15 protein-coding genes are annotated in these 13,815 nt (G+C 70.9%); 4 read left to right on the plus strand and 11 right to left on the minus strand.

What is annotated here, in order from left to right; genetic code table 11:
• The first annotated feature begins 115 nt into the window (after positions 1-115).
• Complete coding sequence (locus OG413_RS45270) at positions 116-1,927, plus strand: hypothetical protein (protein WP_266814357.1); 1,812 nt, start codon at positions 116-118, stop codon at positions 1,925-1,927.
• A gap of 33 nt (positions 1,928-1,960) precedes the next feature.
• On the opposite strand, the gene OG413_RS45275 is transcribed toward OG413_RS45270, so the two are convergent.
• The 3 genes from OG413_RS45275 to OG413_RS45285 form a co-directional block, all read right to left on the minus strand.
• Positions 1,961-2,503, minus strand: coding sequence for a hypothetical protein (locus OG413_RS45275; protein ID WP_266814359.1), 543 nt, complete (start codon positions 2,501-2,503; stop codon positions 1,961-1,963).
• A 116-nt stretch (positions 2,504-2,619) separates the two neighbouring features.
• Positions 2,620-3,771, minus strand: coding sequence for a hypothetical protein (locus OG413_RS45280; RefSeq protein WP_266814361.1), 1,152 nt, complete (start codon positions 3,769-3,771; stop codon positions 2,620-2,622).
• Positions 3,772-3,890: 119 nt separating this feature from the next.
• Positions 3,891-4,670 carry a hypothetical protein gene (locus OG413_RS45285; protein ID WP_266814966.1) on the minus strand — a complete coding sequence of 260 codons (780 nt, stop codon included), beginning with the start codon at positions 4,668-4,670 and terminating at the stop codon, positions 3,891-3,893.
• Between the two features lie 450 nt (positions 4,671-5,120).
• On the opposite strand from OG413_RS45285, the gene OG413_RS45290 reads away from it, so the two are divergent.
• The gene (locus OG413_RS45290; RefSeq protein WP_266814366.1) at positions 5,121-5,390 is read left to right on the plus strand and encodes a hypothetical protein; all 270 of its coding nucleotides are present in this window, start codon (positions 5,121-5,123) and stop codon (positions 5,388-5,390) included.
• An 18-nt stretch (positions 5,391-5,408) separates the two neighbouring features.
• Positions 5,409-5,645: a hypothetical protein gene (locus OG413_RS45295; RefSeq protein WP_266814368.1), complete on the plus strand. Its 237-nt coding sequence runs from the start codon at positions 5,409-5,411 to the stop codon at positions 5,643-5,645.
• Between the two features lie 28 nt (positions 5,646-5,673).
• Here the strand turns inward: OG413_RS45295 and OG413_RS45300 are convergent, their stop codons facing one another.
• Positions 5,674-5,985: a hypothetical protein gene (locus tag OG413_RS45300; protein ID WP_266814370.1), complete on the minus strand. Its 312-nt coding sequence runs from the start codon at positions 5,983-5,985 to the stop codon at positions 5,674-5,676.
• Between the two features lie 176 nt (positions 5,986-6,161).
• On the opposite strand from OG413_RS45300, the gene OG413_RS45305 reads away from it, so the two are divergent.
• The gene (locus OG413_RS45305) at positions 6,162-7,127 is read left to right on the plus strand and encodes an ATP-dependent DNA ligase (protein ID WP_266814372.1); all 966 of its coding nucleotides are present in this window, start codon (positions 6,162-6,164) and stop codon (positions 7,125-7,127) included.
• 597 nt (positions 7,128-7,724) lie between these two features.
• Here OG413_RS45305 and OG413_RS45310 read toward each other — a convergent pair.
• The 7 genes from OG413_RS45310 to OG413_RS45340 all read right to left on the minus strand — a co-directional run bounded on the left by OG413_RS45310 (position 7,725) and on the right by OG413_RS45340 (position 13,403).
• Positions 7,725-7,868 carry a hypothetical protein gene (locus tag OG413_RS45310; RefSeq protein WP_266814373.1) on the minus strand — a complete coding sequence of 48 codons (144 nt, stop codon included), beginning with the start codon at positions 7,866-7,868 and terminating at the stop codon, positions 7,725-7,727.
• 442 nt (positions 7,869-8,310) lie between these two features.
• Positions 8,311-9,933, minus strand: a complete 1,623-nt coding sequence (locus OG413_RS45315) for a hypothetical protein (RefSeq protein WP_266814976.1) — start codon at positions 9,931-9,933, stop codon at positions 8,311-8,313.
• Between the two features lie 5 nt (positions 9,934-9,938).
• Positions 9,939-10,085: a hypothetical protein gene (locus OG413_RS45320; RefSeq protein WP_266814375.1), complete on the minus strand. Its 147-nt coding sequence runs from the start codon at positions 10,083-10,085 to the stop codon at positions 9,939-9,941.
• Between the two features lie 146 nt (positions 10,086-10,231).
• On the minus strand, positions 10,232-11,020 hold the full coding sequence (locus OG413_RS45325; RefSeq protein WP_266814377.1) for a bifunctional DNA primase/polymerase: 789 nt from the start codon (positions 11,018-11,020) through the stop codon (positions 10,232-10,234).
• A 236-nt stretch (positions 11,021-11,256) separates the two neighbouring features.
• Entirely contained in the window at positions 11,257-11,622 is a 366-nt protein-coding gene (locus tag OG413_RS45330; RefSeq protein WP_266814962.1) for a helix-turn-helix domain-containing protein, read from the minus strand.
• A gap of 209 nt (positions 11,623-11,831) precedes the next feature.
• Positions 11,832-12,125: a WhiB family transcriptional regulator gene (locus OG413_RS45335; protein WP_266814380.1), complete on the minus strand. Its 294-nt coding sequence runs from the start codon at positions 12,123-12,125 to the stop codon at positions 11,832-11,834.
• A gap of 114 nt (positions 12,126-12,239) precedes the next feature.
• Positions 12,240-13,403, minus strand: coding sequence for a competence protein CoiA family protein (locus tag OG413_RS45340; protein ID WP_266814382.1), 1,164 nt, complete (start codon positions 13,401-13,403; stop codon positions 12,240-12,242).
• Positions 13,404-13,815 lie beyond the last annotated feature (412 nt).

A 13,815-nucleotide genomic window follows, 5' to 3' on the forward strand; every position in this document is an offset into this window, starting at 1 on the left:
GGGTGCCGGCGATCGCGTCACGCGGTGCGATTGCTGCCCTGTATCGTCGTGGCGGCGTATGTCGCTCCTGCGGCTGCGCCCTTTCGCCTCTGCTGCCGGACACGAGGGCTGATCCATGACCCGGTCCCTTTCGGCGATCTCCGCCCAGGGCTTCTCTGCTCTGGGCATTCAGCTGCCCGCGCTCGCCGCGATCCGCATCGCCTTGACCGGCGGAGGCAGCGGGAAGTACCACGTCCCCCACTCCGATCTGCGCCGCTACTCCTACGACGGCTGCCGCTACGCCCGGCCCGCGGCAGACGCGGCCACCTATCCCTTGTTCGAGGTCTTCGGCGAGATCTGCAAGAAGTGCTCCGTCACCCTGCCCGGCGCGCCGGATGCCCTGTGGCGGGCCGCCGCGTTCACCGCCGAGAAGGCGGCGGCCCTGCAGCGCGCCTGCGGGGACCGGGCGGCGCGCACCTGGCTCGGCTACGCCCGCTACACCGCCCAGCAACAGCCCCGTGACGAGGAGCAGTTCGAGGCCTGGCTCAAGCAGGCGCGTACCGACCGCAAGCTCGCCAAGGACGCCCGGACGCTGGCCGCGGCCCGCAAGGAACTGGCCGCCGGGTTCGCCGAGTTCCTGACCGGGTACGCGGCCGACTGCCCGGAGGTGGACGCCTACAACGGCGCCCGCGATGCGGTGCGCCGCACGGCCGGCAGCCAGGAGCGGCGGGTGCTGGACGAGGTGACGGCCGCGGTCGCGGGGAAGTCCGCCCGGCGCGCACGGCAGTACGAGTTGGAGCCGGAGGTCGAGGTGTGGCAGCTGGTGAGCGGGGTGTGGCTGGCGGCCCGTTCGCGCGGCCTGGACGCCGCCCGGACCGCCGAGCTGGTGCAGGACACTGTGTCCCGGGAGCTGGCCGGGGCGCGCGTCGTGGACGTGGCCCGTCTCCCGGCGCCGCAGACCGAGGGCGGCGGGTACGACAGCCCCTCGGCCTGGGCGGATGCCGAGCTGGCGGTGTGGTGGCCGCGCGCGGTCGCCGAGGCGTGTGCGCGGATGGAGACGGAGTTCGAGGCCGACTCGGCCCACACAGGGCCGCGGCTGCTACTCGTCCACGACTGGCCGCTCACCAACACCCGGGACACGCCCGTCGCCTATCTCGCCGCCTCCCCGGTGATCGGCCCGCTGGTGCCCTTCGGCTACCGGCGCACCGGCTACTTCAGCGGGGCCGGGGATGCCGCCGGGCCGTCCTACTCAGCGGTCATCGCCGCGCCCGGGCACATCGTCGCCAAGCTGGAGAGGGAGCAGGCCGCAGTCCAGGACCGGCACAACCCGCCCCGGTTCGTGGCCGCCGGGCCCGTCACCGGCCGCCGCCGAACCGATACGGCGGCAGCTCTCACGCTGCTGCGCACCGCCTTCCCCGTGCTGCCCACGGACGCCGACAGCGCCCCGGACGCCGTGCCGGAGCCGGTCGAGGAGCAGCGCCGCGCCCGCGCCGCGTCGAGCTACCGGCATGAGCCCGGCGACGACGGCGAGCGGGCCTCGCGGATCGCGTCCTCCCTCGCCGACGGCCACGGCTGCTGGATCCCGGGCGGGAGCGAGCAGACCGCGTTCCTCAAGGAACTTCGGCGCTGGCTGCGCTGGCAGGTTCTGCGCCTGGACATGTGGTGCGGGCCCACGGACGGTGACGGGGTGTGGGCGAGCCTGTACGGCAGTCTCGACGAGGTCGGTGACGGGATGCTGGCGCTCAAGCCAGGCGGAGAGCACCACGCGGTCCGGATTCCGCTGAGCCGGGTGGTAGCGCTGGCCGGTGCGCCCCGCTGGGACCAGAACCACCCCTACCGGGATGCTCCGTTGTGGACGCCGTACGAGCCGGCTTCCGCTGGCGGCACGGCGGCCGTTGCCGTACCGCAGCGCCATATCCGCGTCCTGCCCGGTGCCGGGACGGAGTAGTCGAGGGCCGCGCCTGACGCTGTGCGGGGTGGTTCAGCCGTCCCGGACCTGGTGGCCGCCGTCCACGGGATCGGAGTCGGCACGGATCTGGTCGCGCCACGGTGCGGGCCACTGGGTGGCGGAATTCCAGCGCAGTCCGCCGAGGTAGAGGTATGTGAGGTCCGCTGTTCTCAGGTCGGCGCCCCGCACGTCGTTGCAGGCGTGCTCGAGGAGTACCTCTGCCTGTATGAGGTCGTCGGTCAGGTGGGTGAGCGTGCGCCGGGCAGCGCGGGGCGTTGCGGCGGCCAGGTGCCCGGCGGTGCGGCGGGCGGCGCGCAGGGCGTCGGTGAGCTGCTGTGCACCGGCAGGCATGTGGTCGGCGTACAGCTGGGGCGCAAGGGTGAGGTCGAGAACAGCCAGCAGCGAGTGCGGGCGGCCCCGGGCGCTGTGGGCTGTGGTGCGGGCTTCGGTGAGCTGCTGGGCGAGCCACAGCAGGTGCGCGCGAGACTGCAGGCGGACGGCCGGGTCCCAGGAGGCGATCGTGCGGGCAGCCGTCGTGAGGGGGCGCCGCCACGGCATCCACCGGGCCGTATCCACCCTGCCCCCCCCTTTGTTCGCCGTGCACCGCTTGTTCGCCGTGCACCGCATCTGGGCTGCACTCTATGGCCCGCGCGCGGGCGGCGGCCCAGCCGCGGTGGGGGACGGCCGGGCTTCTATGTGAGACCGGGGCTCTGGCGCTGCTGCTGGTGGTGGTGGTGGTGTGCGGCGGACTGCTCCTGGGTGTGCTGGCGGGTGGTCTCCTGCGGGAAGCCGGGGGCAGGGTGATCCTCAGCGCGCTGCCTCTGCTGCTGGGCCAACTGCGCGATCCGCTCTTGCAGTTCATCGGGGTCCACGTTGCTCAGCAGTTCTGCGAGTTCGGACCCGTCGCCCTGCGGTCCCTGGCTGAGCTGGTCGACGAACCGCTCCTTGGAGGCGGCGATGTCGCCTTCCCAGGCCCCGGCGTCGATTCGGTGCTCGTCCCCGCGGCCCATGAAGCCTGGTTCGGGCAGACCGGCGTCAAGGGCGTCATGCCTGGGCACGGCCCCGTCCTGCTCCTGGAGGCTGGAAGGCAGGGCGGCGCTTGCCCGCTCTGCGGCCCGTTGCCGCTGCTGTTCCTCGGCCCCCCCGGTGTTCTGCCTGTGTTGGCCGAGGACCGCGTTCTGCATCGCCTCGGCGAGCTCCTCGAACTCCTCGAAGCTGACCGTCTCGGGGACCTCCTCCAGGTACTGGCCCCTCCCGCCCGGTGCTCCCTGCCTGATCTGCCTGATCAATCGCTCCTTGCGCTCCTTCAGCCCGGCGAGCGGATCCACGTTCGCAACAGCCTCGAAGTGCAGGTCGATGCCCGGCGTGCGATCGACGCGGCCAGGCCGCTGCATCAGCTCGGGGGCGCTCGCCACGAAGCGGGGGCCGGGAAGAGAGTTGAGCACGGATTGGTCGACGTCGGCGAGGGCGGCCACGATAACGCTGTCGGCTGTCCCGGCCAGTGCGAGGAGGGCCTTGCGGGTGTCGGCGTCGTTCAGGAGGCCGCTGTGGAGGACCAGGATGCCGCCGGTGAAACGCTCCGGGTGTTCGATCGCCTCTCCGAGCGGAAGGAGGGTGCAGGGCAGGTCCGGGGCCAGCTCGGCGACGGTGACGCGGATCTGGGGAAGCATGTGGCGGAAGTCGACCACCGTCAGCGATCTGCCGCTCTCTGATGCCAGTTGCACACCTGCCGCGAGGGCGATCTCCCGGCCAGGGGCTCCGAGTTCGTAGGAGACGAGGCCCCCGCCGGAGGCCACCAGCGAGTCGACGAGCTGTGCGGCCTCAGCGTTGAAGGCCTCGTTCATGTGGGCACCTTTCCGCGTTGTCATCGGGAGTGGCGGACGGTGAATCCGTGCCGTGTCCGTCGCCGTACGAGGGTCCAGAGGGCGCGGCCACCGCGGGAAACGGTCCCCTACTGGAGTTGTCAGGTGAGGCCCGGGCGCTGCGTGTCCTGCTGTTGGTGTGCGGCGGACTGCTCCGGCCCGTGCTCGCGGGCATCCCGGAGGCGGGGGGCGGGGCAGGAGTCCGGGGGCTGCTGGCGCATCAGCTCTCTAAGCCCCACGTGCTTCTCCCGCATCTGCGCGAGGCGGCTCCTGACCTCGTCAGGGTCCACGTTCTGCATCGCCTCAGTCCACGTCCACCCCTCGAAGCTCGCCACGTCGTGCTCGGACAGCGCGATGAGCTCGAAATTCAGCTTTCGCTCCTCCATGTCGGGGGGCGCCCAGCGCACCGCGACCGGGTCCGGGCGGTGAGCGGGAGGCGTCAGGTCGCGAAGCCTGACAACGAGCCCGGGAGTGGCGAGGGCATCGAGCGTGGTGTCGCTGTAGTCGTGGCGCGCCACGATGAGGTTGTCGGCGCTGTGCGCCATCGCGAGCAGCGGCTGGCGGACGTCCACGTCGCGCAGGACGTCGGCGTGTACGGCCAGGACGCCGTTGATGCTGCCGGCCGGCTGGAGGGCCGCCTCGGCAGCGGAGATGACCGCGCAGCGGATGTCGGGCTGCAGCTCGCGCACGAAGGCCCGGGTTTCGGAGTGCAGGACCCGGGCCTCCACAATCGTCAGCGGGGCGCGGGTCTCGGCCGCCAGCTGAGCCCCGGCGGCGATAAGCATTTCCCGTCCGCCGCCGCCGGTGTCGTAGGTGACGCGCCCTCCCCCGGCGGAGACGAGGGTGTCGACGATCTCCGCGATCCGCGGGTGATTCAGCACGCTGGGCTCCATGTGTGCCCCTCCCCTTCGCGTGATCAGTGGTCGTGGTGGAAACCGCGGCGGCCGTGCAGACCGCCGCTGTTCCCCGGGACTGGCGCTGTCCAGCTGGTGTCGGACGTTGTCCGGGGGCCGGGGCGCGGGCGGTTCATCCAGTCCTCCTTGGCGGCGGGACCGCCCGGGGCTCGGGCCGCCGGCGTGGTCTTGTGCGAGCCAAGCAGGTGCGCCGGCATGGATGGCAGCGCGGACGGGGCCTGTCCCGTCACGTGCGTCGGTGTCCTGCCCGGCGCTCCCGCCTGGCGGGATTTGCTTTCGGGCCCGGGTCCCGGCACAGGGCGCGCAGGCAGCGAGCGGTGCTGCCTGCGTGGATCCGGGGCGTCATGCCGGTTGTCTCCCGCCCGACGGCGGCGGACCGCTACCCTGAGGGGAGGAGACGACGTAGAGGCGGTTGTGATGTTGGGTAGCGACGGGTGGACCCCGGACTCCATCGCCCATGCCCTGCCCGTAGCGGACATGCGCCAGGAGTTCTGGAAGCAGTTCAACCTGACCCCGATCGGTGAGCTCCCGGAGCTTGGCGAGCGATGGGTCAAGGTCATCGAGAGCCTTGAGGCTGGTGTCGAGCGCGGCCTTGAGCTGCACCTCTACCAGCACGAGCACGGCGGGGATCTGCCCCCCGAGTACAGCGACGTCACCGGTCTGATCACGGAGAGCCAGGCCGCCTGATTCATGTACCGGCTCTACATGGACTCCACCCTTCACGGGGTGTACCGGGATCTTCCGGACAAGGCGCGGGCGAAGGTCGCGCAGTTCCTTCTCGACTCGGTCAGCGACCCCCGGGCGGCCACATTCCCGTACGGGGATGTCGATGACGGTGTGATGCGGTTGTGGGCCGCGGGCGACCTCGCCGTGGTGCTGCTGATCGGCGACCAGACCCGGACGATCACGATCTTGAGCATCGCGTACGCCGGGCTGGAGTAGGCCCGGCGCGGGCCGCCTTTTCGCCTCGCTACGCGGCCGCTCCTCGGGGAGCGCCGCACAGCGGGCAGCGGCAGGGGTCGGCCTCGCAGGGGGCTCCGAGTGCCCGGCAGCGGGGGCAGTCGCAGAGAGCCGCTTCGCCCCGGGCCCGCCGACGTGCACCGTCCAGCGGTGTGGCGGAGGGCCAGGCGCCGATCATGTGACCGGCGGGCGCGGGGAAGCGTTGCCACAGCGCCACGACCTGGACGGGAGTGCGGGCCGGGCGGATCCGTAGGCGCATGAAGGCCGGCAGGTCGCCCTCCTCACGCATGGCCGCGATGTCCTCGGCCTCGATATCCTCCACGGCGCTCCCCCTCTCCTCGATCCGCGTGGCGGACCTGGTCGCAGTCAGTGTCGGCACGGCGGAGGGGCCGGGGGGCAGCTGGTGCGGGCCGTTCCGCCCGGCGGGAGGCAGCGTTGCGATTTCCGGCCGGGCGTCCCGCCAGGCGGCCCGGGCCCTGATGGCGTAGGGGTGGAGGGGTGCGCTTGTCCCCTCCTCTGGAGCCGATGCTGGCCCGATCCGTGAGCGCGCTGCCCACGGGCGGGCGCCAGGCCGTGTTCGAGCAGAAGACCGACGGATTCCGGGTCGTCGTCTTCGCCCGGCCGATGCCGTTCCTGCAGTCCAGGCGGGGCGCCGCCTTGGCGGGGGCGTTCCCGGAGCTGGCCCGGGCAGCGGCGGGGCTCGGTGTCGAAGCGGTCCTGGACGCCGAGCTCGTCGTGAGCGGTGACGGGCGGCTGGACTTCGCGGCGCTTCAGCAGCGCTCCCGCCGCCGGGGAGCCTCGGCGGAGCGGGCGGCCGCGCAGCAGCCGGCACATCTGGTGGTGTTCGATCTCCTGGAGATCGAGGGGGCCGTTTTGCTTCAGGAGCCCTTGCACCGGCGCCGGGCGGCGCTGGAGGAGCTGTTCGCCATCCACAGACTGTCTGCACCGTGGACGTTGTGCCCGCAGACCACCGACGCCGAGGTCGCCCGTACCTGGCTGGATTCGGCCTGGGGGGCGGTCGGGGTCGAAGGGATCATGATCAAGGATCCGGCGTCCCGGTACCGGCCTGGCGTGCGCGGCTGGGACAAGCTGCGGGCCCGCACAACGACCGAGGCGGTCATCGGCGCCGTGACCGGTACCCTCCGCTTCCCCACGAGCCTGTTGCTGGGCCGGTTCGACGCCGGGGGCCGTCTGCGCATGATCGGCCGCACCTCACCGCTGCACCGTGCCGCCTCCTCCGAGCTGGGCGGCGTCCTGCGTCCTGCCGGGCGGAATCATCCCTGGCACGGCAGGCGGTTCTCCGCCGGATGGCACACCTCCGACCCGCTGGTCTTCCAGCCCGTCGTGCCCGAGTTCGTTGCCGAGATCGTTGCCGACACCGCCGTGGACGCAGGCCGCTACCGCCATCCGGTCCGCTACCTTCGCCTGCGCGATGACATGACCGCCCAGGACATCCGCAGGTGAGCGGCGGGTGCGGGCGCGATCTCAGGGAGCGCCGAGCCGTGGCACACACGCTTTCAGCTCGGCGAGCTGGGGTAGAAAAGGCATCAGGAGAGGGGGAGTTGAGGTGTGGAGTTCGCGGAGGGCCGGGGCCAGACCGCTCCGGCGTTTGCTGGCCGGGGTCGAGGCGGGCTCGGCCGACGGCCCTTCCACCGCTGCGCCGGGGTGGTGACGCACTCGGTGGCCGGGGTGACGAGCAGGTGACGCACTCGGTGACGCACCCTGATCCCACCGCACCCCACCTGAGCTGCCGTTTTGTTGCCGCAGCGAGGATCGGTGACGCGGGTGACGCACTTTCCCGGTATCTCTCTACACCCCTTTCGTCTCTTTTTTCTCCCACAGAGAGATAGGTGAAAAGTGCGTCACCCACGTCACCACTCGCGGATGGGTGGAGGAAAGCACAGGTCAGAGGAGATTCGAGGCGGCGTAAGTGCGTCACCGAGTGCGTCACCCGGTGCGTCACCGCACCCGGAGTGCGTCACCACCGACCGCCCCCGGCGCCGGTGCGAATGACCGGGAGAGGAGGGTTCACGCCCCGGGCCCGGCCTTCCCTGCGTGCCCTCAGGGCATGACGCCGGCGGCCTGCCATACCGCGAGCAGCTGCTTGTAGGAGGCGTCGAAGTCGAAGCCCGGCATGTGCTCCAGGGCGAAGGCCGTGGCGATGTCCCGTCCGGCCGGGATGTCGAGGGTGAGGACCGTCAGCACGCGCTCGAAGTCGGTGGCGAAGACCGTGACGGTGCGGGAAGGCGAGAAGCACTGGCCGAACCCTTCGACCAGCTCTACGACCTCGGCGGTGCCCTCCTCGGCGTCTCGTGCTTGATACGGCCGAGTGCGCGCTCCGTGATGCGGTAGGTGAGGTGGGGCAGGACGTACCGATCCGCCTCACCTCTCGGCAACCTCGGCGGCTCGGCAGAGCAGGCCGACCGCATCTTCGAGGTAGTCGGCTACCTCGAAGATGCGGTTTCACCGGGCAGCACACACACGCGGTCAGGCTGCTGTCGCTTCGTCACGTCGGCAGCATGCCCACTCGCAGCAGGACATACCTGGCGGCATGCCTCACCCTGCCTGGCCGCGGCGCCGCGGCGCAGGACACAGGCCGCGGCCGTGCTGGGGTCCCGCGCACCACGGCGCGGGACCCCAGCACGAGTCAGCCGTTCATCGTGCCCGGCCCGGTGGAGATCTGCAGGGGACGGCCGCTCTTGGTACGCGGCAACTTGCGGACGTCGACCCCGCGGCGGCGCAGCGCGGGGGCTGCGCGTTGCAGGCGGGCGGACAGGACGGCCGGGGTCCTGGGCCAGTCTTTCTCCTTGTCGGTGTTGGGCGGCACCTTAAGCTCGGTGAGGAGTTGGGCCGCCTGGCCTTCCCATGTCCAGGGCGAGAGCTGGCTGGTGGCCCAGCGCAGGACGGAGGTGGCCACCGGGTCGCCTTCGATGACGTCGTCGACGAGGTCCTCCTGTGCACCGGTGTAGGTGTCCAGGGTGTGCCAGCCGGTGACCTCGTCCAGTGCCCAGAGCATCTCGGCCCAGTCGGCCATGCGCGGGCGCTCAGCGAGCTTGTCGGCAGCCTCCGGGATCTTGGCCCACACCAGGGCGGCCAGGTCGAGCAGCCCTCCGAGGATCTCGGGGTGGGATTCGTTGTACGCCTCCCACAGACGGCGCTCGGTGCGCCGGTTCTTCCCGGTGATGGGTTCGAGCTGGATGGGAAGCATCCGCTCGGCCAAGTCGCCCTGCAGGACGCCGATTTCGATGCTGGTCAGCAGCACCGGACGCTGGTAGATCAGGATCACCACGTCATCGTCGGAGTACAGTTCTCGCTTGGTCAGGGCGTCTCCGGTGACCGTGCGCGAGAGGAAGTCGCTGAGCCAGCCCGGCATGCCCGAGAGGTTGTCCAGCGCCAGACACCACCCGGCCGCTGTGGTCACCGCGAGGTCGTCCTCGCTCTTGGGCACGGACCGCAAGTGGGCCTTGGTGCCGTCGACCAGGCGCACCATCATCCGGCACAGGGTGCTCTTGCCCGTGCCCTGCTCGCCCAGGATCCCGGCGAGCGGGCGCGGCATGTCCGGGCGCAGCGCTGCCAGGCACCAGGCGACGACCATCGGGTAGGAGTCAGTGCTCACCGGCAGGATTCGGCGCAGCAGTTCGACTCCGTGCTGCCAGCCGGCGGAAGACCGTTCGGGTACGGGCAGCTCGTGTACCAGACGGCTGCGCCGCCACAGCGGGCCCTCGCCGTGCTGGGGAATGAGCACTGCCCAGCTGCCGCGTTCGATGCACACCGAGAGTCCGTCACTGCGGCCCAGGTCGAGCCAGGTCGTCCACCGGTCGACCTGGTCGGCTGCGACCCGCAGGTGTACGTCCTGGGTCTCGCTGTCCATCGCCATCGCCTCCAGCGCGGCGATCGCGTCAGCGATGCTGCCTTGGGCGGGGGTGCGTCCGGTGCTCTGGACGTACTCGCGGATCAGGCACTGGCGCAGGGATCCGGTGCCTCCGCCCCCGCCCTTGGAGCGGATGGGCCGGGCGATGGGGCCGCCGTCGATCTGTACGGCGTAGATGGTCTGATCGCTGCGGACGAAGCGGAATCCGGTCTCGCCGATCGTCCGCAGGATGTCGGCCTGCCGGGGGCGGCCGGTGTCGGATTCGCGTTCCTCTCTCTGCGGCAGGTGCGCGGTCAGCGAGGCCGCGGTCTGGGCGGCACTGGGGTAGGCGGCGGGCTCGGAGCGCTGGTGTCCCTCGCGTTCGGGGCTGGGGGCAGGCACGGTGCGCTGGGTGGTCATCTCGCTCACGTCGGGGCCCCGATCCGTCGCGGCACCCGGGAGCCGGCCTCGAGAGCCCGGCGGATCGTGGACTGGGCTTTGGTCTCGCTCGGGTCCACGCCGGCGGCCTGGGCCGCCTCGGTGAGGGCCTGGTGCACGTCGTCGCGGTTCACCAGTCCGGCCCCGACCAGTTGTCCGAGGCTGAACGCGCTCTGGTTGAGCTGGTCGTTGCGGCCGCTGCGGCATGCGGCGACGGCTTCGAGTTCCTTTCGTACGGCGGCGGCGACGTAACCGCGTCCGGCCGCGAAGTCCGGGAGGTTCAGGGGGCGAGCGGCCGGCGCAGGGGGGCACGGTGCTTGAGCCCGGCCCGCGCGAGGTCGTTGGCGAGCCAGCGCGGCAGCGGCGCAGGCTTGCGGCAGGGTCCCTCGGGCACATAGAGGCCGTCGCGGGTACAGGTGCCGGGGGCGACCGCGTAGGAGCGGTCGGCTCGGATGTCGACCTGCCAGCCCAGATGCCCGCGGCTGTCCATGCGCCACTGGCTGCCGTCCTCAACGGCGTACCACAAGTGGAGGCCGCCGGAGGGGGTACGGACGCTGAACGTCTCGGGCGACTCGGTCAGCCGCGGAGCCCGGCGCAGTGAGCACAGCAGGTCGAGTACGGCGAGCCCGGAGCAGATCGTGGCAGGGTCGAGGTCGTCGGGCAGGGAAAGGCCCGGCAAGATCTTCTCCGCCTCCGGCGGCGTCGACTGGTGCATGTCGAGATCGAGGATCAGCAGGTTGGAGGGCCCGGCGGCGACGCCGATCCCGTACTCAGGGTTCTCACCCCACCACTGGTCGATCAGGGCCAGGTCCGTGGTGGCGGCCCGCACACCGTGGCAGTGGCGGCCCGCTTCGATGCACCGGCACTCCTCGATCTCGTGCTGGATGTAGCGAGGGTTGGGTCGCTTGGCGATGGTCTCGCGACAGGACAGGCAGCTCGCCGGCGGGATCTTCAGGCCCGGGGCGAGCGGGTGGACGTACCAGCCCTGCTCGGCGCACCAGCGGGCGATGTGGCGGGGGGAGGCGCGGCCGGGGCCCCCGGGGTGGGGGGATTCGGTTCTGGCCAGCACAGTGTCCTTTTTCCGCCGTGTTGCGTGCTGCTCCACCCTCTCGCCCCGTACGCCGACATTCCGCAGGCGACGCCTCCCCAGTACAGTGGAGGACGCGCCCGGGGGAACCTGGGCCGGGGTGATGCAGGCGGAGCACAGCATCACGGCTAGTTCGGGAAGGCCCCGCGCGGCCTTTAGCGAGGGAGAGCGCGAGACCTTCTGGTGGCCCGGGACTACGGTCCCGGGCCGCTTCCATGTCATGCCGCGACCGGGGTCTTGGTCCTGGTGGTCGCGGTCAGGCCCTTGGGAGCGCGCAGCTGCACGATCCGCTTGGGGGGCAATGCGGCGAGAACGTCAGCGGTCCGCCGGGAGAACATCAGAGATGCCTCGATGCGCCAGTGCCTGGCCAGTCGCCCGAGCTCGGCCACCGACCATGGGGTGACCCCGCGCTGGCGACGACCGACCACAGCGACCGACAGGTCCAGGACCGTGCCGATGTCAGTGAAGGTCTCATCCGTCACTGCAAGAACTGCCTTGATGTTGTCGCGGACCCAGTCCTCGAGTTCCTCGACTGTGGGTGGCTCGTGGGGCGCACCCTTAGCCGGATGCGTGTCCTCGGGCATGACCCCTCCCGGGCTGATGGCCTCAAAACGTCCTGTCGCTATACTTCTCGTATAGCGTGGCTGACCATACATCACGGAAAGCTACTTTTTACGTATCGCACCCCTGTGCGTGTGACCTGGGCATTCGCTCAGTCCGCCGCCTGGTTGAGCGGCGCTCTACACGGCCGGCGAGCCGCAGGGGTCGACCATCTGCGCCGCCGAGCGACCGGTCAGCTCGTGCGCGGCTGTTCCTGCTCGCGACGGGCGCTCTCCAGGGCCTGCCGCCAGGAGGCGACGTTGGGTCTGCGGCGCAGCAGAGCCCGGCGCTCGCGCTCGGTCATGCCGCCCCACACGCCGAACTCGACGCGGTTGTCGAGCGCTTCCGCCAGGCACTCGGTCCGTACCGGGCAGCCCGTACAGACCGCCTTGGCCCGGTTCTGCCGGGTGCTGTCCGCGAACAGCTCGTCCGGGTCAGCGCTGCGGCAGGCCGCATCCTCGTGCCAGTAGGCCCTCGCACTGATCATGGCTTCCCTCCCCCGTCGCGGTTCGGCGACAGCACCGAGCCTATTGCGCAGGTCACGGCCACTGCGGCGCGGGACGCAGCGGCCCGTCGCGGCAGGAGGTGAGCGGTGGCCTGGTCATGCCCTGCGCCACCAGCGCTGCCACCACGGCACCTTGGCGGGCAACGGTGGATTGGACTGCTCAAACAGAAACGGGTACTGCTCAGTCAGCGGCATCTTCTGCCGGGCCTCGGCGGCAGCCTGTTCCTGCTCGTTCTTCTTGCGCGCAGCCTCCTCCCGCTTCTCGAACTCAGCGTGCTCGGCGGCGGCCCGGGCCGCCGCCTCGTGTTTCCTGGCCTGCTCGTCGCCCAGTAGCCGCTGAGTTTCGTCATGATGCACAAGCCGGGACGGGGTGATCAGTTCACGGGTATCCAGGTTCACATGGCACTGTTCCAGCGCATCGGCGGCAATGTGGCAGGCCGGGAAGCTCTTGTTCGGCGGAAGGTCGTAGGCGGTGGATTCCAGGCGGTGTTCGCCGGGCCGGGCGGGCGCGGGGTGGAAGCGGGCCGTCGGGGTCCCGACCGTCTGAGTAGTCGGATCGAGCCACAGCGGGACCACTCCCTCACGCAGCATCTTCTGGCGCAGCCCGCCGAGCTGGACGGTGGCCACCCAGCCGGGATCGCTCCAGGCGAGTTCCCGGCGCCGGCGCTGTCGGGCATTTGCGGGTTTCCAGTGGGGGCCGTGGTGTGCGAACAGCCAGATGTCGATCACTCCGGCCTCGCGGTAGAAGGAGTGGCGGGCCATCCAGTCGGTGCCCTTGAGTTCGGAGTACTGGACCTCGAAGGCCACCTTGGCCGTGCCGTCCGGGGATACGGCCAACACGTCGGGGCGCCGCCAGCCGTCCGGCAGGGTGATGGGGGCGTCATCGATGTGCAGGGTCCAGTCCGCGAAGTGCGGGTGGGATTGGACCCATCGGTACAGGACGTCCTTCGCGCTCAGGTGCCACAGCGTCTCCGGGCCGGTTCCGTGTTCGTGGCTGCCTCCCCCCTTGGGGTGGGCGAAGTGATGGCGCCGGTCACCACCAGCGACGACCTTGCCGAACCGGCCGCAGCCGGGTATCGGGCACAGCAGCATGCCCTTGGCCAGGTGTTCTCGCCAGGTCACGCCCGGTTCCATCTCCTCATCGCCGTGCTTGTCCGGCAGGTAGCGCAGTTGCCCTGTCATCCCGTCGATCGCCAGGACCTGGGCCTTTTCCTGAGCGAAGGCCCGCGACCGGCGCGAGATCGACGGCTGGGCATTCATACGGCCCGCTCGCCGCATCGCCGCGTACTGCCCCGTCTGTCTGTGCCCATGGCCATGCCTCTCCGCCATCCGCTGAACGTCAACACCACTGTCACCGCCGCGAGGTGGTGGGTGCTGCGACGTGGATTCTTCGTTCCGCAGGGCGGGCCGGTAAGGCCCTTCGGCTGTTCACCGGGTCGCGCGGCACGGGACGTCCGGGATCGCGACACGCGGCGACGTCAGGGCACGGCCAGGTGGCCTCCGCGCACGTCCCGCGCACCTTGTCGGACCAGGAGTGGGAGGCCGCGCTGCACTCACTGGGCTGCCAAGGCAGCCGACCACCTGGATGCCCGCCGAGGTAGTGCTGACTCGCACTTCCGTGCTCGAGAAGTTCTTGCTCCGGTGTCCCCAGCTACAGGCTCTACGCGGCCCT

Source organism: Streptomyces sp. NBC_01433, from assembly GCF_026340105.1.
In the GTDB taxonomy this organism is placed as follows: Bacteria; Actinomycetota; Actinomycetes; order Streptomycetales; family Streptomycetaceae; genus Streptomyces.

Excerpts from the sequence above, each read along its gene's own strand:
- OG413_RS45270 (WP_266814357.1), top strand. The coding sequence starts at position 116 with ATGACCCGGTCCCTTTCGGCGATCTCCGCCCAGGGCTTCTCTGCTCTG.
- OG413_RS45280 (WP_266814361.1), bottom strand. The coding sequence starts at position 3,771 with ATGAACGAGGCCTTCAACGCTGAGGCCGCACAGCTCGTCGACTCGCTG.
- OG413_RS45290 (WP_266814366.1), top strand. The coding sequence starts at position 5,121 with ATGTTGGGTAGCGACGGGTGGACCCCGGACTCCATCGCCCATGCCCTG.
- OG413_RS45295 (WP_266814368.1), top strand. The coding sequence starts at position 5,409 with ATGGACTCCACCCTTCACGGGGTGTACCGGGATCTTCCGGACAAGGCG.
- OG413_RS45315 (WP_266814976.1), bottom strand. The coding sequence starts at position 9,933 with ATGACCACCCAGCGCACCGTGCCTGCCCCCAGCCCCGAACGCGAGGGA.
- OG413_RS45330 (WP_266814962.1), bottom strand. The coding sequence starts at position 11,622 with ATGCCCGAGGACACGCATCCGGCTAAGGGTGCGCCCCACGAGCCACCC.
- OG413_RS45335 (WP_266814380.1), bottom strand. The coding sequence starts at position 12,125 with ATGATCAGTGCGAGGGCCTACTGGCACGAGGATGCGGCCTGCCGCAGC.
- OG413_RS45340 (WP_266814382.1), bottom strand. The coding sequence starts at position 13,403 with ATGAATGCCCAGCCGTCGATCTCGCGCCGGTCGCGGGCCTTCGCTCAG.